General features: G+C 55.0%; 19 protein-coding genes. 8 read left to right on the top strand and 11 right to left on the bottom strand.

Annotated elements, in window-relative coordinates; translation table 11 throughout:
- Nucleotides 1-21 precede the first annotated feature (21 nt).
- From AUP42_RS12315 to AUP42_RS12300, 4 genes are read right to left on the bottom strand one after another with little or no spacing between them, the layout of a single operon-like run.
- Nucleotides 22-1656 carry a dipeptide ABC transporter ATP-binding protein gene (locus AUP42_RS12315; RefSeq protein WP_197468284.1) on the bottom strand — a complete coding sequence of 545 codons (1635 nt, stop codon included), beginning with the start codon at nt 1654-1656 and terminating at the stop codon, nt 22-24.
- Nucleotides 1653-2540 carry an ABC transporter permease gene (locus AUP42_RS12310; protein ID WP_062952171.1) on the bottom strand — a complete coding sequence of 296 codons (888 nt, stop codon included), beginning with the start codon at nt 2538-2540 and terminating at the stop codon, nt 1653-1655. The genes AUP42_RS12315 and AUP42_RS12310 overlap by 4 nt, the downstream gene beginning before the upstream one ends.
- 47 nt (nt 2541-2587) lie before the next feature.
- A complete protein-coding gene (locus AUP42_RS12305; protein ID WP_062951917.1) occupies nt 2588-3613 on the bottom strand; it encodes an ABC transporter permease in 1026 nt (341 codons plus the stop codon).
- 4 nt (nt 3614-3617) lie between these two features.
- Complete coding sequence (locus AUP42_RS12300) at nt 3618-5222, bottom strand: ABC transporter substrate-binding protein (protein ID WP_062952170.1); 1605 nt, start codon at nt 5220-5222, stop codon at nt 3618-3620.
- Between the two features lie 139 nt (nt 5223-5361).
- Here AUP42_RS12300 and AUP42_RS12295 point away from each other — a divergent pair, with 139 nt between their 5' ends.
- Nucleotides 5362-6261, top strand: coding sequence for a LysR family transcriptional regulator (locus AUP42_RS12295; protein WP_062951916.1), 900 nt, complete (start codon nt 5362-5364; stop codon nt 6259-6261).
- Nucleotides 6262-6536: 275 nt separating this feature from the next.
- Nucleotides 6537-8282, top strand: coding sequence for an ABC transporter ATP-binding protein (locus tag AUP42_RS12290; protein ID WP_062951915.1), 1746 nt, complete (start codon nt 6537-6539; stop codon nt 8280-8282).
- 55 nt (nt 8283-8337) lie between these two features.
- Here the strand turns inward: AUP42_RS12290 and AUP42_RS12285 are convergent, their stop codons facing one another.
- From AUP42_RS12285 to AUP42_RS12255, 7 genes are all read right to left on the bottom strand, one after another.
- The gene (locus tag AUP42_RS12285; RefSeq protein ID WP_062951914.1) at nt 8338-9135 is read right to left on the bottom strand and encodes an ABC transporter ATP-binding protein; all 798 of its coding nucleotides are present in this window, start codon (nt 9133-9135) and stop codon (nt 8338-8340) included.
- Nucleotides 9132-10181 carry a FecCD family ABC transporter permease gene (locus AUP42_RS12280; RefSeq protein WP_062951913.1) on the bottom strand — a complete coding sequence of 350 codons (1050 nt, stop codon included), beginning with the start codon at nt 10179-10181 and terminating at the stop codon, nt 9132-9134. Before AUP42_RS12280 ends, AUP42_RS12285 begins: the two co-directional genes overlap by 4 nt.
- Entirely contained in the window at nt 10168-11301 is a 1134-nt protein-coding gene (locus tag AUP42_RS12275; protein WP_082824759.1) for an ABC transporter substrate-binding protein, read from the bottom strand. Before AUP42_RS12275 ends, AUP42_RS12280 begins: the two co-directional genes overlap by 14 nt.
- A 78-nt stretch (nt 11302-11379) precedes the next feature.
- The gene (locus AUP42_RS12270; RefSeq protein WP_062951912.1) at nt 11380-13677 is read right to left on the bottom strand and encodes a TonB-dependent receptor; all 2298 of its coding nucleotides are present in this window, start codon (nt 13675-13677) and stop codon (nt 11380-11382) included.
- A gap of 173 nt (nt 13678-13850) precedes the next feature.
- The gene (locus AUP42_RS12265; RefSeq protein WP_197468283.1) at nt 13851-14897 is read right to left on the bottom strand and encodes a FecR family protein; all 1047 of its coding nucleotides are present in this window, start codon (nt 14895-14897) and stop codon (nt 13851-13853) included.
- A gap of 165 nt (nt 14898-15062) precedes the next feature.
- Nucleotides 15063-15593 carry a sigma-70 family RNA polymerase sigma factor gene (locus tag AUP42_RS12260; RefSeq protein ID WP_062951910.1) on the bottom strand — a complete coding sequence of 177 codons (531 nt, stop codon included), beginning with the start codon at nt 15591-15593 and terminating at the stop codon, nt 15063-15065.
- A 417-nt stretch (nt 15594-16010) separates the two neighbouring features.
- A complete protein-coding gene (locus AUP42_RS12255; RefSeq protein WP_062951909.1) occupies nt 16011-16706 on the bottom strand; it encodes a GntR family transcriptional regulator in 696 nt (231 codons plus the stop codon).
- 175 nt (nt 16707-16881) lie between these two features.
- Between AUP42_RS12255 and AUP42_RS12250 the strand changes: the two genes are divergently transcribed.
- From AUP42_RS12250 to AUP42_RS12225, 6 genes are all read left to right on the top strand, one after another.
- Nucleotides 16882-17919 (top strand): C-terminal binding protein, encoded by a 1038-nt coding sequence (locus tag AUP42_RS12250; protein WP_062951908.1) that lies wholly within the window; start codon nt 16882-16884, stop codon nt 17917-17919.
- An 86-nt stretch (nt 17920-18005) separates the two neighbouring features.
- Nucleotides 18006-19022: a TRAP transporter substrate-binding protein gene (locus AUP42_RS12245; RefSeq protein ID WP_062951907.1), complete on the top strand. Its 1017-nt coding sequence runs from the start codon at nt 18006-18008 to the stop codon at nt 19020-19022.
- A gap of 76 nt (nt 19023-19098) precedes the next feature.
- A complete protein-coding gene (locus AUP42_RS12240; RefSeq protein ID WP_062951906.1) occupies nt 19099-19698 on the top strand; it encodes a TRAP transporter small permease subunit in 600 nt (199 codons plus the stop codon).
- A complete protein-coding gene (locus tag AUP42_RS12235; protein WP_062951905.1) occupies nt 19691-21019 on the top strand; it encodes a TRAP transporter large permease in 1329 nt (442 codons plus the stop codon). The genes AUP42_RS12240 and AUP42_RS12235 overlap by 8 nt, the downstream gene beginning before the upstream one ends.
- Before the next feature lie 22 nt (nt 21020-21041).
- On the top strand, nt 21042-22649 hold the full coding sequence (locus AUP42_RS12230; protein ID WP_062951904.1) for a GMC family oxidoreductase: 1608 nt from the start codon (nt 21042-21044) through the stop codon (nt 22647-22649).
- A gap of 38 nt (nt 22650-22687) precedes the next feature.
- Nucleotides 22688-23545, top strand: coding sequence for a fumarylacetoacetate hydrolase family protein (locus tag AUP42_RS12225; RefSeq protein WP_062951903.1), 858 nt, complete (start codon nt 22688-22690; stop codon nt 23543-23545).
- The last annotated feature ends 393 nt before the right edge of the window (nt 23546-23938 follow it).

Raw genomic sequence — 23938 nt, 5'->3', positions numbered from 1 at the left:
ATGTTCTGAAAAGTCGGAAGGTCAGGCGATTTCACGTTCCGGGGCCTGTGGGGCCGCGGACAGCAATTCGCGTGTATAGGGGTGTTGCGGATTTTCCATCAAGGTTGCGACAGGACCGGATTCAACGATGCTGCCATTTTGCATGACGATCACATGATCACAGAGCAACCTGACGACGTTGAGATCGTGGCTGACGAACAGGTAGCTGATGCCTAGCCGCACACGCAAATCCGCCAGAAGGTTCAGGACAAGCGCCTGTATGGACACATCAAGGGCAGCTGTCGGTTCATCAAGGATCAGGAAATCGGGTTCGGTCGCGAGCGCACGGGCAATACCTACGCGGGCCTTCTGCCCACCGGAAAGCTGATGCGGGAACCGGTCAAGAAGATGCGCCGGGAAGCCTGTCATCTCCGACAGTTCTTCGGTGCGTGTGGTTACCGCATCGCCGCGCATCCCCATCAGGCGATGCAAAGGATCGGCAATGGCCTGACGGGCGGTAAAGCGGGGGTTCAGGCTATCGGTCGCATCCTGAAACACCATCTGGATTTTCGATCGCAACGGATGTTTGGCAAAACCTGCTGCTGGCAATGTCGCGATATCTTCGCCGCGATAGAAAATGCCGCCCGATGTGGAATCCAGCAACCGCACCAGCATCGAAGAAGTGGTTGATTTCCCACAACCTGATTCGCCAACCAGCCCGACACTCTCACCTTCATGGACAGTAAAGCTGATTTTCCTGACCGCATGAACCGGGCCGCTTTTGCCCTGATAGGTTTTGGCAAGATTGATCACGTCAATCAGTGGCTTTTCGCCAATCACGTGCGGTTCAAGGTCCGGTCGCTCGCCTTCGGGTAAAAGGGACCGAATGGTCCCTCTCCGGCGCGGGGTCGCATGGACAAGTTTTCGGGTATAGGCGTGTTGCGGGTTGGTGAACAGTTCAACCGGATCGCCGGCCTCGACAATAAGGCCGTCCTTCATCACGACAATCCGGTCGCAATATTGCGATGCCAGACCAAGATCATGGGTGATCAGGATTGATGACATGCCCCGTGCACGCACCAGATCATCCACCAGGTCCATAACCGCCTTCTGGGTGGTGATATCAAGCCCCGTGGTCGGTTCATCGGCAATGATCAGTTTCGGATCGCAAGCAAGCGCAAGCGCAATGACAACCCGCTGACACATTCCGCCCGAAAGCTCGAACGGATAGGCTTCATAGCGTGCTGCCGCATCGCGGATTTTAACCGCCTCAAGCGCTTCAATCGCCTTGATCTTGGCATTGTGACGGGTGGCGCGGCTGTGACGACGCAGAACGTCTTCGATTTGATGACCAACCTTACGGATCGGATTGAGTGCCGCACGGGGGTTCTGGAAGATCATGCTGATTTCGCGGCCGCGAATGTCGCGCATGTCGCGCTCGGACGCGCGGCGCAGATCAATACCGCCATAGACCGCTTCGCCGGATTTGATTGTCCCGCCAGCATCAAGGATGCGCATCAAGGCATAGGACGTAACCGATTTTCCCGACCCACTTTCGCCGACGATGCCTAGGCGTTCGCCTTTTGCCAGTTCGAAATCGATCCCCTTGACCGCATTGACTTCGCCGTTTCGCGTCCGGAAGGCTACGCCTAGTCCCTTGATGGATAGCATTTTCATGTCCTCCGTCGCGGATCGACGATATCGCGCAGACCATCGCCCATCAGATTAAATGTCAAAACCGCGATCATCAATGACAACCCTGGGAACAGGGCCATCCACCATTCACCCGACACGATGAAGTTCGCCCCCTCGGCCACCATAATCCCCCATTCCGGGGTCGGCGGACGGACCCCCAAGCCGATAAAGCTCAGCCCCGCGGCATTGAGGATTGCCCAACCAAGGTTCAGCGACACCTGCACCATCATTGGCGGCAAGGCATTCGGAAAAATGTGAAACGCCAGAATGCGCGCATCACTGTTGCCCGAAAGCTTGGCAGCCAGGGTAAAGCCGGCGTTTCGACGAATATTGACCTCGGCTCGGACAAGGCGGGCATAGAACGGAATATTGATGATCGCAGTTGCGTAAATGATGTTCGCAACCGAATTGCCAAGGGCCGCAACAACGCCCATCGCCAGAACAAACAGCGGAAAGGCCATGATGGTATCAAGAACGCGGTTCAGCGTGATGTCTGTCCAGCCGCCCCGATAACCTGCAATCGCCCCCAGAAATGAACCGATAACAAATGAAAGTGCCACCGCCGCAACCGAAATCACCAGATCAAGGCGGGTGGCGACAACCACGCGGCTAAAAACATCACGGCCCAGATTGTCCGTTCCGAACCAGTGGGCCATGGAAGGTGGCTGCAGGACACTTGCAGCATTGGTTTCCAGCGGATCGTAAGGCACGATTGACGGGCCAAATACGGCGGCAAAAATCAGAACCCCGAACATTGCAAACGCAAATGCCGTAACCGGATTTTCGCGCAGCACATAAACCAGATGGGCAAAGCCACCGGACCTTGATTTGGCTGGCTGGGTAACGTCGGTAACTGCATCGGCCATTTCAGGTTCCGCAGCAGACGTTTCGGAGGCGGATGACAAAATCTTGTTCATTTTCCTGAGGTCCCGAAACGCGGATCAATCAGCGAATAAGCCAGATCAATCACCAGATTGAGGAAGACGAAAAGAAACGCCATCGCCAGGACAAATCCCTGAACCGCGGCATAGTCCGACACAATCAGGGCTTCGACCGCATATGATCCGATTCCCGGCCAGGCAAAAACCTTTTCGACAAGAACGTTCGCGCCCAGCACAAAGGAAAACACCATGCCAAGTGTCGTCACCACCGGTAACAACGCATTGCGAAACGCATAACCGTAAAGAATACGCCCCGATCCCAAACCGGCAGCACGGGCCGTTCGAATATAATCCGATGAGAGGGCCGAAAGCATGGCGGCCCGGGTCATGCGGGCAATCGGTGCAAGGGTGAAAAGCGCCAATGTCACAGCCGGAAGAATGAGCTGTTTGAATGCGCCAAACCAGGTTTCCCAATCGCCGACCAGTGCGGCATCAATCAGGAAGAAACCCGTCACATGCGGAGGATCAAGATAGATAAAATCAAGTCGTCCCAAGGGTGACGGCGAGATACCCAGCAGGTAATAGAAGATGTAAATCAGCATCACACCGGTAAAGAAGGTCGGAAGCGAAACCCCCATTGTCACAAGCAATCGACAAATCTGGTCAACCCAGCTTCCCGGTCGCGTTGCCGCCAGAACACCAAGCGGCACCGCCACCAGACAAGATAACAGCAACGCACTTAGCGTCAGTTCAAGCGATGCCGGAAGGCGACTGGTAAGTTCGGTCAGAACCGGTCGGCCGGTTGAAACCGATTGCCCAAGATCACCCTGAAACAGTTGACCAAGGTAGACCACGAACTGTTCCGGAAGCGGTTTGTCGAGACCAAGCTTTGCCCGGGTTTCTTCAATTGTTTCGGGCGTTGCCATGATCCCGGCAAACTGGACGGCCGGATCACCAGGCAAGGCACGCGTCAGGACAAAGCTGATAACGATGACCCCGAACAGGACCGGAATGGCCTGTGCGATGCGTGTCAGAATGCTGGTTCCCCGGACTGCCATGATTTTAGCTTTCCACCGTTGTCAGGCCGCGGATATCAAGCTGACGATGGAACCAGAATTCATAACCACCCGCCCCGTTCAGTGCGACGTTAAGGGCTGGCTGCCACAGCGGAATACGCGGCAAATCTTCAAAGACGATATCAATCATGCGCATGATCTTGGGCGCATATTCCGGATCATCCATGGCCATATGCAGGGTTTCATTGGTCAGCTGTTCAACCTCGGCATTGGAATAGTTCGACGAGTTGAACAGATGTCCTTCCTGATAGGCCCAGAAGAAGTAATAGTCGGGCGTATTCAGCCAGCCGCCGAAGTTTTCCAGATGGAAATCAAGGCGCTTTTCCACCAGTGCCGCCGTACGCCAGTTGGCACCCGGGATCTTTTCAATCTCGACTTTGATGCCAAGCTTGCCAACCGCCTCCTGAATAAGCAGGGCGGTCGGTTCCATCCACGAAGACAAATCGGTTGAAATGGAAAGCTTGGTTTCAAATCCATCGGCAAAGCCCGACTTGGCCATATGTTCCTTGGCCTTGTCCAGGTTGGTGTCATAGGGCGACTTGCGCGGCCACGCGATATCGGTTGCCTTTGCCTCGCCCCCCCAAAGCGGCGCACCACGACCATAGGCCGCCGCATTAAAGATCGCCTCATACGGTACGGCATAGGCAATCGCCTTGCGCACGTCAGGGTCCTGGAACGGTTCAAATTTGGTGTTCAGGCAAAGTGAATGGATACAGTTTTCAATCGGGGTTGAATGCACCGTGACTTTACCGGCCAGTTCTGCGGCATCCTTGTCGGGAATATCAAAGGCAACCTGAACGTCACCCCGTTCGATCAGGGCGCGGCTGGTGGCCGCAGACGGAACTTCGCGCATGATCACACGACGCACCGGCGGGACCGGCCCGCCAACCCATTTATCATTACGCTCGAAGACGACCTGCTGACCGGCATCCCAACGGGTAACGGTATAGGCACCCGAACCAATGGTGTTGGTATGCAGATATTCCATTGCCCACGGATCATCCGTGGTTGCATGTTCCTTGGCCACCTTCGAATTGATGATGAAGGGTACTGGCACTGCCAGATCGGGAAGTGCAAGCTTGGATGCCTGATCAAGGATGACAACAAAGGTCTCGTCATCAACAGCCTCGAATTGATCGGGGCGAACAAAGCCACCGGCTTTCATCTGAACTGTCGGGAATCCGCCGACACTGACCGCACGATCAAACGACCATTTGACGTCTGCTGCCGTTACCTTGCTGCCATCGGTGAAAACCGCATCGGATTTCAGCTTGAAGGTGATCTTCATGCCATCGTCGGAGAAGGTCCAGCTTTCAGCCAGCTCCGGCACAATGGTGGAATAATCATAGGAAAGACCACCGCCTTCGGCAGGCTTTGACCCAAAAGACACCAGACGGTCATAACAGTTCACCGCAATCTGGTAACTGGCACGGTTGGTCCCGGTGCGATGCAGATCAAGACTATTGACCGTCTGGGCGGACACGGCAACCAGCGTGTCGCTTCCTGCCGCCAATGCGGACAATGAACGCGCGAACGGCAATGTGCCTGCAATTACAGCACCGGCTTTTAGAAAATTGCGTCTCGTAACCATCGCCAAACCCCCCATGAGCAGCATGATTGGATGTAATCCTGATAGTTTGCAGTTTTTCGCGTTCGCGAAAATTGCTATGATTTCACCAATCCGTTGCAAAAAATGCACCACCATTTGCATCATCAGGAAAATGCAACCCATGCGGCATCTGCAAACCTTCCGATTGATTGAGGCCGTTGCCCGCGCAGGATCAATGCGCAAGGCTGCCGAAGATATGAACCTCACAGCTTCGGCCTTGAACCGGCGGATTAACGGGTTCGAGGATGAATTTGGGACAGAACTGTTTGAAAGACTGCCCAGCGGGGTGCGACTTAATCCGGCGGGCGAACTTCTTTTGCACCATTATCGGGCAATGGCATCCGACCTGGAACGCGTGCAAGGGCAGGTCGCCGACCTTTCCGGGGAACGGCGCGGCCATATCTCGATTGCCTGCTCACAGGCTCTTTTGCCCTATTTCCTGCCCCGGCAGATCGCCGAATACCGCAAGGATCACCCCGGCGTAACATTCAGCGTCAATATCCGTGATCGGGCGCAAGCCGAACAGGAACTGGCAAGTTATTCAAGCGATCTGGCTCTGGTGTTTGAGCCCGTATACCTTGTCGATTTCGAAGTCATCCACACGATCCCGCAAACGGTTAACGTGGTGATGCGCTCTGATCATCCCCTGGCAACCAAACCGGAAATTCGTTTGCGCGATTGCCTGAACATTCCCCACGTCGCACCGACCCACCGGTTTGGTGTCCGCCACTTGTTGGATTTTGCCGCCCGCCGTAATTCCCGACAGATGTCGCCTGTTATTGAAACCGAAAGCTTCGAACTGATCCGGCACTATGTAATGCATGAAAATGTGATCGGATTCCAAATTCCGATCGGCCTTCGAACGGAAGAAAATGGCATCCTAATCAACCGTCCGATCTCGGAACGGGATCTGCCAGCAGGCAGTCTTATTCTCGGCCAGATGCGTGGACGTACCCTGCCCGTGGCATCCGCCAGATTTGCAATGCAATTGGCACATGCGCTGGGGGAGTTGTCACCCTGATGCCTGTCTCAAAACTTGCTGCCGGGCTATCGAGTTCAGAATGAAAAGAGGGGGTGATTATAAATAGCTGAAGCCTCGATCAAAGGGCCTGAACATTCCTGCTTGGGTCACCTCTGTCAGAATTACGCCCCCGAAATCACAACTATCCGGCAGCCCGGCGCAATAACAGTTAAAGTTCGCATCGCACCAATTGCTAATAGTAATCAATTTCGCTATTTCATGTCTTCGTAGCTGCTCCGACGCTGTGAGTGAACCTTTGCCACCGGATCCTCCCCATGCTCAAAGAATTCTTTTCCTACTATCTGCCGCATAAACGGCTCTTCATGCTCGATTTCGGGTCGGCTGTCCTGTCGGGTATTTTGTCCCTTGGCTTTCCGGTTGCGGTTGCCGGTTTTGTCGATGTGCTGTTACCCAAACAGGACTGGCTGCTGATTGGATTGGCGGCTGTCGGATTGCTTCTGGTCTATCTTGCCAATACCGGCTTGATGGCCGTCGTCACCTATTGGGGCCATGTTCTGGGTATCACGATCGAAACCGAAATGCGCAAACGCGCATTCGACCATTTGCAAAAGCTTTCCTTCCGCTTTTACGACAACCAGAAGACAGGCCATCTGGTGGCACGCATCACCAAGGATCTGGAAGAAATCGGCGAGGTCGCCCACCACGGCCCCGAAGACCTGTTTGTGGCGGTCATGACCTTTGTCGGGGCGCTGATCCTGATGTTTACCGTGCATATGGAACTGGCGCTGATTGCAATGACGATTGCGCCGCTGGTGATGTGGCTGGTCGTCCGGTTCGGTGGGGAAATGACACGCAACTGGCAAAGCCAGTTTGGCCGTGTCGGTGCCTTCAACGCCCGGATCGAGGAAAATGTAGGTGGCGTACGCGTAGTGCGTGCCTTTGCCAACGAGGATCACGAACGCGCCCTGTTTCACAAGGATAACGAGCTTTATCGCCATGTGAAATTGCAGGCCTATGGCATCATGGCGATCAGCCTTGCGATCAATTACCTCGGCATGCGAATTGTCCAGGTCGTCATTCTGGTGACGGGGACATATTTCGTTGTGACCGGCGGGTTGACGGTTGGCGGGTTTGTCGGCTTCCTGCTGTTGGTCAATGTGTTCTATCAACCGCTTGAAAAGATCGCTGCTGTTGTCGAAACCTATCCCAAGGGCATCGCCGGTTTCAAAAACTATCAGGCATTGCTGGCCACCGAACCCGATATTGTCGATCGCGATGGTGCGCGTGATATCGAAAACCTTTCCGGCAATGTCGCATTTGACCAGGTCGGCTTTGGATACAGCCCGGAACGCACTGTACTCAATGATATCAATCTTTCGATCAAAGCCGGTGAAACGGTTGCATTTGTCGGGCCATCCGGTGCGGGTAAAACCACTCTTTGTTCGCTCGTACCACGTTTTTATGATGTGACAGCGGGCAGGATCACAATCGACGGGATCGATATTCGCGACATCAAAATGAAATCGCTTCGCCGTCAGATCGGCATCGTCCAGCAGGATGTTTTCCTGTTCGCCGGAACATTGCGCGACAACATTGCCTATGGCCGTCTTGACGCGACCGAGGATGAAATCATTGATGCCGCCCATCGCGCCCGCCTGCGGGAACTGATTGCAGATATGCCTGACGGGCTTGATACCGTGATCGGTGAACGCGGGGTCAAACTTTCGGGCGGCCAAAAACAACGTGTCGCAATCGCCCGTATTTTCCTAAAAAACCCGCCGATCCTTATTCTGGACGAGGCGACCTCAGCACTCGATACTGAAACCGAACGCGCCATTCAGCAATCGCTTGATGAACTGGCCGAAGGGCGCACGACACTGGTAATTGCGCATCGTCTGGCCACCATCCGCAATGCCGACCGGATCGTCGTGATAACGCAAGACGGCATTGCCGAAGAAGGTACCCATGATGCCCTGATTGCCGCCGGTGGCACCTATCGGCGCCTGCATGAAGCACAATCACTTGGCATCAGGACCGATAACAAGTCGGACTGCGCCTGAGAGGTAAAAGGAAACGGGCCGGCTATTGCAAAGCCGGGCCGTTTCATGTTTGCCGTTATCGGGCAAGCCGTTCGCCGGAACGAATGGGCCGTATCACCTGCACCGCAGGCCGCCCTTGCTCATCTCGCGAAACCGATGTTTCCACATGATAGACGCGCGCCAGATTATCAGGCGTTAACACCTCGCCGGGGGTGCCGGATGCAACGATTTGACCGGCTTCAAGCAATACAATCCGGTCGCAATAACGTGCCGCCAGATCAAGATCATGCAGGGCGGCAATCACAACCCCGCCGCGCTCAGTCAACCGTTCACGCACAAGATCAAGCACCACCATTCGCCAATGCAGATCAAGTGCCGATGTCGGTTCATCAAGCAGCAAAACATCCGGGTCACGCAGCAGTGCCAGCGCAAGCCCGACCAGCTGTCGCTTGCCACCTGACAGAACATGCAGCGGCGACAGGGCAAAATCATCCAGCCCAAGCCGGTTAAAGATATCCTCTATCCGATCAGCCAGTTCGCGATCCGAAAAATCAAGATCAAGGGCGCGCGCCGTACTCCACATCAGTTCGGTCGGCATCAGGACACTGGGATTGGGCGGTGTTTGCGGCATGGTTGCCACCCGGCGATGCCATGCCATAACGTCCATATCATCCCGGTCGCTGCCATCCAGAACGATTCGGCCATGATGGGTCTTCTCGCCGGTCAGGCACCGCATCAGGGTCGATTTACCCGATGCATTCGGGCCAAGAAGCCCCAATACCTCGTCATCTTGCAATTCAGGCAGATCGACATCATGCAATATCCGGGTCCGGCCATAGGATGCGGAAATACCGGTGGCGGAAAAGATCGTCATATCGTTTTCCTCCGTCCGGCAAGAAGCCCCAGAAAGACCGGCACGCCGACAACAGCAGTCAGAATGCCAACCGGAATAATAACGCCCGGCACAAGTGCCTTGGACAGGAAAGACGCCAGCGACAGGATCAATGCCCCGCAAATTGCCGATCCCGGGACCAGCAAACGGTGATCCTCGCCCAGAAGCAGGCGGGCAATATGCGGCCCGACCAACCCGATAAAACCGATCGCCCCGACAAAGCAAACAGCAAAGGCCGCCAGAACAGAAATGCGCAGAATGACCCACATGCGAAGCCGGGCAACATTGATCCCCATACTGCGCGCATGAGCCTCGCCCCCGCGCAGAAGTGTCATGATCCAAACCTGCCGCAGGGAAAAGGGCAGAATAACCACGAAGCACGCCGTCACCAGCCCGACTTCAAGCCATCCGGCACGGGTCAGATTGCCGATGGTCCAGAATACGATCTGCTGAACCGCTTCGGCACTGGCCAGATATTGCAACCCGGCGGTCAGGGCATTGCAAAGGAACACCAGTGCAATCCCGAACAGAACAACGGTCTCGCGTGCGCCGCCGCTCCAACGCACAATCAACAGGATCAATATCCCAGATCCCAGCGCGAAAAGCAGTGCCATCACCGGTAAGATCGCGGTTTCGGGCAGGAAGGGCAGAACCGGAACAAGCACGATTGCAAGGCTGGCCCCGAGAACCGCAGCCGATGACACGCCAAGCGTAAAGGGACTGGCAAGCGGATTATCAAGAATGGTCTGGGTTTCGATCCCTGCCAGCCCCAATGCAGCCCCAACCGCAAGCGCAATCAGTGCATCAGGCAACCGGACTTCCCAAAGAATGATCCGATGCCGAAGCGCCAGCGATTGCGGATCAAGAATACCCCCGACAATATCGCCGATATCAAGCCCGGCTGGCCCCGCCGCCAGATCAAGACCAAGGCTGAGAAAAAGCGCCAGAACCATTACGGATATGATCAACAACCTGCGACGATGAATGGCTCCAAACCGGTCATGAAGCGAAAGATCAGCGGGCACCATGATGTACCGTCGCGCTGTGAACACCATGAAGGTCGAACGGTAACCAGGTGTCGTAGATATATTGCATGGTCTTTTCCGGATGAAGATCGGCAAACAGGTCTGGATGGATCCATGTTGCAAAGGCTTCGAGCGCCACGATGTTAAAAGGCGAGTTATAAAAATTGTGCCAGATGCTGTGTGCCCGGTCGCTTCGAACGGCATCAAGGGCTGCAAATTCCGGCGCAGCGAGATAGCGTGCGAGACTGTCGGCCGCCATTTCGGCCGTCATACCTGCCCCCAGCGCAACCGGCAAAGCCCCATCTCGATATTCCTTGGCCGTACCCGATGCTGTCCCGATCCAGACATCCGGATTTTCCGTCAGCAGAAACTCAGCCGTATGCTGGGCCGTTGGTCCGGGGGCGACGGCATCGGCAATATTAAGGCCGCCCGCCTCACCAACAAACGGTCCCAGCATGCCCTCTGCCATGCCCCAGCAACATTCGAAACGACCGGGATGGGCCTGCAAAAATACCGTCGGACGGACATCAACATCCGCGACCCGTTGGCGAATGGTCTCAAGCCGGCTTTGGTAAAAGGCAATATAGTCGCCTGCCCGGTCCTCCGCCCCCAGTACACGACCGAGAATTTCGATGGAAGGCAGGGTGTTGTTCAATGGATCAGCTCGAAAATCGATAAAGATGATTTGCGTACCTGCGGCGGTCAGCTGATCAATCATTTCTGCATTTTTTGCCCCCGGGCCGTGGTCATTCAGCCCGAAAATCGCCAATTGCGGGGCCAGATCGATAATCTTTTCGACCGAAACGCTATCCTCGCTGCGCCCGCCAAATAAGGGGATGTTTTTTGCTTCAGGGAAACTGGCAAAAAGCTGCTGTTCAAGGTCGGGCTGAGTCCAGCCAAGCGGCGTCATCATACCAACCAAACTGCCAACCGGATCATATGGCCGCAGCATGGCCAAAAGCGGAATATACCGCCCCTCGCTGATTACCAGTCGTTCGACCGGCGTTTCAATGCGCACCTGTCGCCCGGCAAGGTCGGTTATTTCAATCGTTCCAGCCCGCACAGGAAGGCTTGCCATCAAAGCCAGACCCGTCAGAAAAAGCGCGCGCATCACATGCGGCATACCACTTTGCCTCCGTTAACAGAAAAACCTGGGACCAGCGAACCGGTCCCAGGCAATGCATCCAAATCCTTTAAAACCCTAGAAGCGCGCCTTCGCCATCAACAGGAAAGACCGGCCCGGTTCGTAAAGCGGGACAACGTTGGTGAAGTCCTGCCCGTAAGATGCACGATCGGAATACTCTTCATCAAAGATGTTGTTTGCTTCGATGCGAAGCGTCAGATAGTCAGCTGCTTCGGGTTGATATTCGGCATAAAGCCCGACGACCTCATAGGCTTCCTGTGCCGTTCCACCCGCATCGGTCGTATCGGTATTTTTCAAGGCGGCATCAAGCGTCCCGCCCAAGGTCAGATTGATCGTGTCGATCCGGTGGGCGGCTTCGAGCGCGATGATCCGACCAAGCGGCGCACCAAGATATTGGGTACCGTCAGAATCACCCGGGTTGCCGTTCACGGTGATTTCGCTGTCGGTATAAGACACCCGGATAAAACCTGGGCCCCAATTATAACCGGCACCGAGATTGTAGCCGCGTGTTTCGAAATCGACGACAACCGAAGGACCGGGTGTCCAGCCCGGATCACGGGCATTGTCAAATACACTGCGGAAAATACCGGCATTAAAACTGAACCCTTCGTGATGAACTTCAAATCCGGTGGTGTAGTTTTCCGAACGAACCGGCTTGATACCGTCGCTGTAATCCCATGCCGGGTTCAGGATAAAGTTTTCAGCCAGTGCGATGCCACCCCAGACATTGGAATAACCTGCATTGACTGTCAGAAAATCGGTAACGTCAACCGCCGCAGATACGTTGCCACTCAGTCCATCATTTTCAAACTCGGTACCGTCAATGCCTGTAAATTTCTGTGTATCGCCACGCATACCGAACGATAGACGCAAAGGATCAAACGGCTGGATACGTGCCTGCGCATAGGCACCAAAATTGGTTGCCTCTTCATCTACATCGGTATCCGGCCCATCGTATTCGGCAACGTCATTATAAAAATCGACGCCGGTCGTAACCGTATCGCGGTCCGTCAAATTGAAGTCGTTTTCGAACTTTCCCGAAAAACTGCTGGTCGTGCCACGACTTTGTTCAGTCAACGGCGCGTACAGATATGTCTCGCTATAGGCCAGAACCGCTTTGGGATCCCAAAGCCCCTGTGCACCGGCCTGTCCGTAATTGAACGCAAAGTTACGACGACGCATATCATAACCAAGTTCGTCCGGTTGGTTCCGGTTGGTAAGATCGGTCATGTTGGCACGATACGGACGCTGGGCGCGGTCGCGGACCTGTTCCCCGGAAAATTCGAAACGGTGACCGTTTTGGGCTTCGTAGGCAGTTTTGATCAGACCTGAACGCATGTCGGCTTCAGTGCCAGGGACCTGCTCCCCATTCCCTGCCTCGTAATCGTCACCCTTGGCCCATTTGAAATAGCCCAACAATTCAAAGGCACCGGCTCGTCCATAGGATGACAGATCGTTGCTGAAGGTTTCGCTGTCGGTGTCATAACTACCTTTGACAAACCCGCCAAGTGAACGGCCCGGTTCCAGGACATCGGCAACATCGACGGTTTCATAGACAATCGCACCACCAAGCGCCCCCGGCCCGGCATCCGCCGGGGCCACACCCGGATCAATCCGGGCCGCCTTCAGAAGGCTGGGGTCAATCAGGTTTGTTCCGCTATGGTGAAACACCTTGTTATTCTGGCGCGCGCCGTCAATGGAAACTGCAAGATTGGTTTCCTCGATCCCGTTAACATAAAGCTTCTGGTTTAAGGGGATCGATCCACCGACCGAAACACCGGATTCACCGGCAAAAACCTGTTTGACGTCTTGTGGATTACGACGTTCAAGATCTTCTCGCGTAACACGGACCGAGTTTGCCCGATCTGCGGCCCCTGGACGATCATCAGCCACACTGGCAGCTTCGATCAGGATCGGGCTGACCATGGTTTCGGATGCGTCACTGCTTTGCGCCGAACTTGTAATCGTGACTGAGCCGTCATCAGCAATCCGGTACACAAGCCCGGTTCCGGCCAGAAGACGTTGTAGCGCAGCCTCGGTATTCATCAGACCGACGACGCCATTGGTTTCAACATCACGCACCAGATCGCCATGGGCCGAAATCTGAAGACCGGCCTGCTGCCCGAAAAGGGCAAGCGCATCGGCAAGTGGTTGTCTGGCAATATCGAAATCATGTTGCTGGCTGGCCTGTGCCAGTTCACTGATTGCGGCTTGGGCAGCCGTGGCCGGCACCGTATTTTCCATCGCACCGGCCGAAAATGCGATCCCCGAAACCGCAAATGCCGATAATGCTGTCGACATCGCAAAGGTACGACGCCATTTCCCCGAAGCCATCGACAAATTAACCCCCGTCATAAAGTTCAGTCTCCGCCTGGTTTTACGTTTTGCAGAATGGGTGATTTGCAAATGCGAATTAAGTTCACCCTTTAACCAAGCAACGAAGGGGGGCGTGGCGATATTCAAAAAAAGTTGAGATTTTTTCGCAATATCATTCTTCGCCGTGTTTTCACGGCGATTTCAGACAAGCACTATTCGGGTGACAGCATAAGAATCCATGGCGAAATTTCGCGAAGCACAGCACCTTGCGCATCTGCAATCGCGGCAAGGGCCGCCTTGGGGTCTTCAAGGTTATAAATCCCGGTCAATGGCTCACTTCCGAGTGCATCATCGCTGATCAAAATCCAGCCATCGAAATAACGGTCAACCGTTTCAACGACCTCGGCAACCGACTGATCCTTGGCAATCAGTCGTCCGCCACGCCATGCCGCCACCAGTTCGGGCGCCATCGTCTGACGAACAAATGAACCATCCGGGTCAACATGCACCATGTCACCGGCACCAAGTTCGGATACATTGTCCGACTGGCTCCCACGGCTATGTTCCACACGAACCCGCCCGTGTTCGACCGCGACATCAACACCGTATCCACCGCGACGGACATCAAACGCCGTCCCGAGAACCGTTGTTTCCGCTTCGCCGGAAATCACACGAAACGGTCGATCCGTCATTGGTACAACGTCGAAAAACGCTTCACCTCGCAGCAGTTCAATCTGTCGTTTGTCCCCGGCAAAAGCCAGCGCAACCGCACTATCTGGAGCAAGATGCAACATGCTGCCATCCGGCAGTTCGACCACGCGTATCTCCCCGATCGGGCTTTGATAATCCGCATTCAGATCAATCATCCAGCCCGGCAAGGCAAAGACCAGCAGGCACGCGATCAGAGCAGATCCCGACAGCCCCAGCGACAGCCCCAGCGACAGCTGCCGCGGCCAGAATGAACGCCCGCCTCGCCCGCGCACCGGGACAACTGGACCGGCATCCGTATCCGGCCTCGCAACGACGCGATCTTCGCGCGAAACGGTCGGTTGTACTTGTCCTATCCTGTCCTGCCATTCCGCAACATGGACCGGCACAGTCATATCAAGCATCTGCCAGACACGCAGTGTCTCGTTCCAGTCGGCACGGTTTTCCATACTGCTTTCCAGCCACGCGTCATGGCGCGCGCGCAAATCCCGGTTATCGGGATCGTCGCCTAGCAAGGCGATCCACTCGCTTGCCGACTCTGGTTTCGTCATATCGTTCATCGCTTCGCATCTCTCCATGTGCTTCGCAGGACAGGGGCCGCCTTTGCGGTCCGTTTTGCGGGATTTTTCATGTCCTGACACATTGCGTTGCTTCCTTACTGAATAAACGATGGCAGTCTGCTGAATTTTCAATTTTTCAGCATTTATTGCGCACGCTTACCTCTCCCTTGCCAAACGCGTTTTGCAATGCTCTATCGCGTCGGTCACCAGCGCGTGCGCTGTACCTACCGAAATATCAAGCCTTGCGGCGATTTCAGAAAATTTGCACCCGCCAAACCGGTGCATTTCAAGGGCGATGCGCGACCGGGCCGGAAGCTCCGCCAATATCTGCTCAAGCAGCCTGAGTTCGCTTCGTGCGATGGCTTGTGCTTCAGGGCCCGGCCGATCTTCGGGAACGGCGTCGGTCATGCTGTTTTCATCAATGCCAACATGGTTGCTTTCGCGTACCATCTTGCGACGGCCATCTATGGCAAGGTTGCGAACGATCCGGAAAATATAGCCAACCGGCTCATCAAGCCTATCATCCATTTTAACGGCACCGGCACGTTCCAGCCGGAAATAGGCATCCTGCACGACATCCTCGGCAGCAGCACGATCTCCGACAATTGCGCGCGCGTAATTGACCAGTTCGCGCCTTCTGGTCACGAACAGGGCGAGCAATTCCTCGTCGCGCCAACTTGCAACCATGGGCCCCCGACAGATCACATCCCGCAGCAAAGCAACTGCGAATTGTTTGCATTTACTTTGAATTTTTCATGCTGTCAAACATCCAAACACTCGCCATCACCGACAAACCGGGTGCGAATTGTCCGAAATCAAGGGAAATCCCCGTGTATCCCCGTCCATTTCACGGATCGAAGCACTGTTCGTGAAAAGATTACCCCCTTACGATGCGGGGTTCTTTTTATGTTTAGAATGGAACGGGTGTGGCGCGATTATAAAATCGATGCGAGCAAGGAAAACAAGGATATTATACCCTCAGGAGAGAACAGAACCAATCCTCTCAAGGGGAAACAGATTTTGAGCCGGATGAGATGTATTCGACCAATGTCTGTATACATCGCAGCGGATCACTTTCATCCCCCAAGAACACGACAAAAGTGATTACGAAAGCAATATTGCATACTCTTCATCAGTGCGACGGCGGCTTTTGGTACGCTGGTTAATGTTTGCAGACGGCAGTGAAATCGATCGATTGATCACCAGAATATGCTCTTCCAGCAAAGCCTGCGCCTCATCAAACTGGCGGTTCGCCATCAAATCACGCATCTGCGTATGTTCGGCAAACGAGCGTTGCCAGAAATCTCCTTCCCCCGATTGCAAATGGGCGCGCAGAGCTTCCAGCGCGGTGGCGGTCAGATCATACGCTTTTTCCAGATAGCGGTTGCCAGCATGATGCAGGATCACACGGTGATAGGCACTATCGGCGCGGCTATAAAGCGCGAATTCATCAACATCAATGGCGTGCTTCATTTGCACGATTGCCGCCGAAAGCCCCTGCACAAGGCTATCGGGATCACGCGCCAGCGCACTGCCAAGCGCCTCACGCTCCAGCATCGCACGAAAGTGGCTCATTTCGTTTACTTCCTGCGGTGTCGGTGTGAACACATAAGTACCGGCTTGGGGTACGATGCTGACCAGTCCCATATCGCGTAGGTCCGTGAATGCTGCCCGTACCGGCGCTTTGCTCATGCCAAGCGCGCGGGCAATCTGCTCCTCGGACAATCGTTCGCCAAATTCAAATTTGCCCGACACGATTGCATCGCGAAGTCGTTCACAAGCCTCTTGAGTGAGCGACACAGCAGTCTCCTTCGAAATTCAGATCAGTTCCGTGATGGCACCATTTACCATCAATCCCATGATTTTGTTCGCCTATCAAACACCAAAAAAACAATATTGACAAGGAATTAAAATTCTAGAATTCTAGAATGACAATTCATGATATCCGATGCCGACGAACCCCAAAGAGGTCCATATGTCTCGCTTCCGCCTACTCACACCCGATGCTCAATATCCGGACGATGCGCAGATCGAGCGTCGCACGTCTGGCGACCAGGTCGACTGGGATATTTACCGGGAACGTTCGCCTGAAAACATTCCGGCCGATGTGCTGGGCAAGTGTGATGCGATGGTGGTGTGGCATGAAATGCCGGTCACGCGTGACGTGATTGCAAAGCTTGATCGCTGCCAGATCATCGTGCGTGCCGGTGTGGGGTTTGACCACATCGATCTGAATGCCGCCGCCGAAGCGGGCATTCCGGTCTGCAACACCCCGGATTACGGTACAAGCGAGGTCGCCGACCATGCCATCGCCTTGATGCTGACCATGCGTCGCGGCATCAACTCCTATCACAGGAACCTGATGGACTCCCCCCGCGCTGGCTTTGACCATGCCCGTGCCCCGCTGCTGGCTCGCCTTCGCGGTAAAACATTCGGGGTTGTCGGGCTTGGCCGCATTGGCATTGCCGCCGCATTGCGGGCAAAGGCATTTGGCATGCGTGTTTTGGCCTACGATCCCCTGGTGTCCCGGGGCACGGAAATTGCTGTCGGGGTTGACCGCTGTGACCGGCTTGAAGGCCTGCTTTCACAAAGTGATGTGGTCAGCTTGCATTGCCCGCTCACGACCGAAAGTCACAAGATGATCAATGCAGAAAGGCTGGCGATGATGCAGCCCCATGCACTGCTGATCAACACCGCACGCGGCGCGATCATCGATATTGATGCTTTGCTTGATGCCTTGCGAAACGGCACGATTGCCGGTGCCGGTATTGATGTCCTGCCCGCAGAGCCGCCCGCACCTGAAGATGCCATTGCCTTGGCTTATGCCAATGGCAAGGATCCGATTGTTGGTGAACGCCTGTTCCTGACTCCCCATGCCGCATGGTCGAGCCCGGAAAGTGTGGCCGATGCCCGCCGCCTTTCGGTGGAAACCGCGATGCAATATTTACGCGACGGTTCCCTGCGTAATCTCGTTAATGCACCGGCTCAGAAACGGTTTAGTGGCGCTGCCTGACTTTGGCGCACGGCACGATCTCGCGTACGATACGGTCCAAAGGCATGGGATCACCAAAACATGCCGCAAACAGGGAGGAAAACACAATGAAACGCACTCGTCTGAAAGTCGCACTTGCTGTCTTTATGCTTAGTGGCACAACCGCCACGGCACAGGAATTTGATCTCACATTTCAGTCGGTTGATCCGGCAGGAAACCCCAACTTCGCCATTCAAAAAGAATGGACCGAACGCGTTCATAAAATGTCGGGCGGGCGCATTGCCATCGAACTGCTGCCCGTGGGCTCGGTCGTGGAATATAACGAAACCCAGGAAGCTGTCGGTTCCGGTATTCTCGATGGCCACATTACCGATGTAAGCTATTTTTCCGGCAAGGATCCGGCATTCGGTCTGATCGCCAACCCGATCGGCGCATGGGCGTCGCCCGACGAAATGTTCCGCTTCATCAACTATGGTGGCGGTTACGAGTTGATGAACGAACTTGAAGGGCCCTATGGCTTGCGTTTTGTCGGCGCGACAACAACCGGCCTTGAAGGCTTTGTTTCTGACCGTCCGCTTGACGGGGTTGCCGATCTGAAAGGTCTGAAAGTCCGTGCGCCGGAAGGCCTCATTCAGGAAGTCTTTGCTGCAGCGGGCGCAGTACCGGTGAACCTGCCTTATTCCGAGGTTTACACATCCCTCGACAAGGGCGTTATTGATGCCGCCGATTCCACGGTGTTCTCAACCAACCACCAGCAAGGCCTGCACAAGGTCGCAGTTCACCCTGTCTATCCGGGCTTCCATTCCATGCCACTGGTCGAGGTCGCCATGAACCTTGAAAAATGGAACTCGATGCCCGAAGACCTGCAGGAAATCATGACTGTTTCTGTACGCGACTTTGCCCAGGATGCCGTTGCCAGATTGTCGATCAATGATCTCAAGGCGGTGGCAGAAGCCAAAGCAGATCCTTCGATCACCGTGCACAACTGGTCGGCAGAAGAACGTGCAAAGTTCCGCACTATTGCCATGGACCAATGGTCAAAAGTCGCTGCAAGCTCTGAAAATGCGCAAAAGGTCTACGACTTGCTGACCGAATATCTGAAATCCCAAGGTCTCTTGAACTGACAGGGTGCCTCCGGGCGCAGTCAATGCGCCCGGACCTTTCCCCGATCATCACTCCGCTCGAAACGATTGGTCAGCCATGTCAGTGCCCCCCGATCATACCCCTGCCACGTCCGATACACAGCAATCCGTGACACCCCAATTGGAATATTTGCCACAAGCCGGTTGGCTTGGACGCGCCATCACCCTTGCCGCACGTCCCTTTGCGATTTGTATCATCGCAGCCATGGCAATCCTCGTGATGGAGGTTTTCCTGCGCTACGTGTTCAACCGTCCGACCGTGTGGGCACATGAAACAACCATATTCCTAAGTGCCGTGACCTTTATCTTTGGCGGACTTTACTGTGTTGCACGCAACACGCACATCCGCGTCGTCCTGATCTATGATGTGGTCAGGTCGTCTGCACGCCGTGCTCTTGATGTGGTCATTTCAATTGCCTGCCTTGGTGTCAGTCTGTTTTTCGCGTGGGCCGCGTGGCTGATGGTGAAAAAGGCGATGTTTCGCCCCGATGGCAGTTTCTTTCTGGAAACCACCGGCAGTGCCTGGAACTCACCCACGCCCGCAGTTCTGAAAATATTCCTGCTCTGCGTGCTCGTTGTCATGAGCGTCCAGTTTCTCATCCTCACTTTCAATTACGCACGTGGCAGCAAAGCGCCACAAAGGCACGACGATGTTTGACCTTATTGATCTTGGACTGAACCTCAAGGCGCTGGGGATCGGCTGGGGAACATTGCTGATGTTCGCCCTGCTGATTGCGCTGCTCTTGACCGGCGCCCCGCTTGCCATGGTGACCCTGCTTGTTGCCCTGGTCTTTGCCGTGGGCTGGTTTGGGCCAAGCTCGGTGCCCTTGATCACAAGCCGCGTATACAGTTTCGTGTCATCTTTTGTGTTTGTCTCTGTACCGATGTTCGTACTGATGGCAGCCATACTTGACCGGTCTGGCATTGCCCGCGACCTGTTTGATGCAATGAAGCTTATCGGTGGCCGCCTGCGCGGTGGGGTTGCCGTTCAGACGATTTTCGTCGCCGTCATCCTTGCCGCAATGAGCGGTATTATCGGCGGTGAAATCGTGTTGCTTGGTCTTGTCGCCCTGCCACAGATGCTGCGCCTTGGCTATAACCGGCGCTTGGCCATCGGTGTTGTGTGCGCTGGCGGTTCACTGGGCACAATGGTGCCGCCCTCCATCGTCTTGATCATTTACGGTTTGACCGCGAATGTCTCGGTCGGGGATCTTTTTACCGCGGCTTTTCTGCCGGGCTTCATGTTGGCCGGGCTCTATATCGCCTACATTCTGCTGCGTTCCTATCTTGATCCGAACGCCGCCCCGCCGCCACCTGTCGAACGCGTCGCGCTCCGCGATAACTTGCCGCTGCTCCGTGGTCTTGTTCTGCCGCTTTTGGTCGTGTTTTCCGTACTGGGATCAATTTATGGCGGCATCGCTTCGGTCACAGAGGCTTCTGCCATCGGCGCCGCGGGTGTGATCCTGTCTACGATTTTGCGCCGGGAATTCTCCTTTGGCATGTTGCTTGATGCGGCCCTGCATACATTGGCAACAGTCGGCATGATCATGTGGATTGGCATCGGCGCAAGCGCACTGGTCGGTGTTTATAACCTGATGGGCGGTATCCGCTTCATATCACAGATGATTACCGGCATTTCAGAGGAGCCGATGGTGATTATCCTGTTCATGATGCTGATCCTGTTCATTCTCGGCATGTTTCTCGACTGGGTTGGTATCGCACTTTTGACCATGCCCATTTTCGTGCCGATCATTCTTCATCTTGGTTATGACCCGGTCTGGTTTGGTGTGCTGTTTGCCATGAATATGCAGGTCTCTTTCCTGACGCCGCCTTTCGGGCCCGCCGCGTTTTACCTCAAAAGCGTGACCCCGCCCGACATCACCCTTGGCGAGATATTCAGATCACTTGTGCCATTCATTTGCCTGCAGGTGCTGGCCGTTGGTCTGCTGGTCCTCTTCCCGGCAATCGCAATTTACTAACACAATATTTCCAGGTACCGACATGACACGCAATTTAGACGGCGAGTACGACTACATCATCATTGGCGCCGGGACGGCAGGATGTGTGCTTGCGAACCGGCTCAGCGACAATCCCGCCAACCGAGTTCTTCTTATCGAGGCGGGCGGCAAAGATACCTATCCCTGGATCCATATTCCGGTTGGTTATCTATACTGCATGGGCAATCCGCGCACCGACTGGATGATGAAAACCACAAGCGAAGCAGGCTTGAACGGGCGCCAACTGGCCTATCCGCGCGGCAAGGTTCTGGGGGGATGCAGCTCGATCAACGGCATGATTTACATGCGCGGTCAGGCTGCGGACTATGACGGTTGGGCACAGATGGGCAATACCGGCTGGGGTTGGGATGATGTGCTTCCCTACTTCATCCGTTCCCAGGACCGCCCCGGTGGTGATGGCCAAATCCACGGGCAGGGCGGTGAATGGAAAGTCGCCCGCCAGCGTCTTAAATGGGATTTGCTCGATGATTTTCAGCGCGCCGCCGAAGAAATGGGAATACCACCAACCGATGACTTTAACGCTGGAAACAACGAAGGGGCCGGCTATTTTGAGGTCAACCAGAATGGCGGCCGTCGCTGGAGTGCCGCGCGGGCTTTTCTTAAACCGGCTCTCAATCGCCCCAATCTGCGGCTTTTAACCCATGCCCATGTTCAAAAAATCACGTTTGAGGACGGCCGTGCAAAGGCGATGAACATCCTTCGTGACGGCATGATGCTTCATGCCTCGGCCAAGGCAGAGATCCTTCTCGCCGCCGGTGCGATCCATTCGCCCTTACTGCTTGAAGCATCGGGTATTGGTCAGGGCGAACGTCTTCAAGATGCGGGTATCGATGTGTATCGCGATATGCAAGATGTCGGCGAAAACCTTCAGGATCATCTTCAGCTAAGGATGGTTTTCCGCGTTGAAAATGCCCGCACGCTTAATCAGATCGCCAATTCCTGGTCGGGAAAGATCGGCATGGCGGCAAGCTATTTGTGGAACCGCTCCGGCCCCTTGTCCATGGCCCCCAGCCAGTTCGGGATTTTCACCAAAAGCAGTCCCGAAATGGCAACGCCGGACCTTGAATATCACATTCAACCTCTGTCAACCGACAAGCTGGGAGAACCATTGCATCCCTATCCGGCTGTGACGGTATCGGTCTGCAACCTGCGCCCGGACAGTCGGGGCTCCACCCACATATCGAACGCGGACCTGTCCGCCCATCCCGACATTTCACCACGCTATCTAAGCACAGACAGTGACATTGATGTCGCTGTGCGCGCACTGCGCCAGGCACGGCACTTGATGACCATGCCTGCTTTGAAAAAATATGCCCCGTCCGAAGACGTGCCCGGCACGGACAAAACAGATGATGCCAGTCTGGCCCGTGCCGCCGGTGACATCGGTACAACCATTTTCCATCCCGTTGGAACGTGCCGCATGGGCGTTGATGACGGTGCAGTGGTTGACCCGCAATTGCGGGTACGCGGCGTGGAAGGCTTGCGGGTGGTCGATGCATCCATCATGCCGCGGATTGTATCGGGAAACACCGCGACACCGGTGGTGATGATTGCGGAAAAAGCCGCTGACATGATCTTGCGCTCAGCCTGATAGCGCATTTGAAAGAACATTTTTGAAAGGACTGGATTATGAAGTTTCTCCGCCACGGACCGATTGGTGACGAAAAGCCCGGATACCTTGATCAGGAAGGAAACATCCGCGACCTCAGTCGTTTGATTGCCGATTTCACGCCCGAAACCGTGAATTGCGAACAACTGGCGGCCCTGGCTGCTCGCGACCTGTCTGATTTGCCGATTGTCGATCCCGGTACACGGATCGGCCCGTGTGTTGGGGCGGCACGTAACTTTTATGCGGTCGGTTTGAACTATGCCCGTCATGCACGCGAAACCAACAACTCCGAACCCAAAGAACCGGTGCTGTTTTCAAAATCCACATCGTGCATCTGCGGGCCGAACGATCCCATTATCTTGCCGCGCGGCTCTGTCAAAACAGATTGGGAGGTTGAACTTGGCATCATTATCGGCCGCCCGTGCAGCTATGTCAGCAAGGACGACGCGCTTGATTATGTCGCAGGCTTTTGCACGATCAACGATGTCAGCGAACGCGCCTATCAGATCGAGCGCGGCGGACAATGGATCAAAGGAAAATCAGCACCGAATTTCGGACCGATCGGCCCGTGGCTTGTAACACCCGACGAAGCAGGCGACCCTCAAAACCTGACCTTGAAGCTTTCTGTTAACGGCGAGACCGTGCAGAACAGCTCTACCTCCGACATGATTTTTCCTGTGGCCGAGATCATATCCTATATGTCCGGTTTCATGCGCCTTATGCCGGGCGATATCATTGCAACCGGAACGCCGGAAGGGGTGGGTCTAGGCCTGACGCCACCTCGCTTTCTGAGCACGGGTGATATCGTCGAACTATCGGTCGAGGGTCTCGGCACACAGCGCCAAATCGTCGTCAGTGAAAGCGATCCCGTCGCCTAAACTCGTCCTCAGATTTCTAGAGGGGTCAAGTTTAAGCCTTTCCAGGAACCCGCTGCGCCAACAGCGGGTTTTTTTATTGTCTGATCCATATGCCTCTGCAGTCTGCGCGCGGGCTACCGCCCGTGCTCAACCTTCGGCTTAAAATCGCTCCACTGGAGCGATTTCTTGACAGCCTGAGCCTTCAGGCATAACCCGACCAGACAATCAAAAATGCAAAAGACCCGCCGAATGGCGAGCCTTTGACATTTTGGTTACGGGGGCAGGATTTGAACCTACGCAGTCTGCGCGCGGGCTATCGCCCGTGTTCAACCTTCGGCTTAAAATCGCTCCACTGGAGCGATTTCTTCACAGCCTCAGCCTTCAAGTTATGAGCACAGGCCCATAAGGCAGGAA

Origin of the sequence: Thalassospira lucentensis (genome assembly GCF_001613805.1) — a bacterium.
GTDB lineage: Bacteria > Pseudomonadota > Alphaproteobacteria > Rhodospirillales > Thalassospiraceae > Thalassospira > Thalassospira lucentensis_A.
The sequence above is the reverse complement of the archived record's forward strand: the minus strand, read 5'-3'. Positions and strand labels throughout refer to the sequence as shown.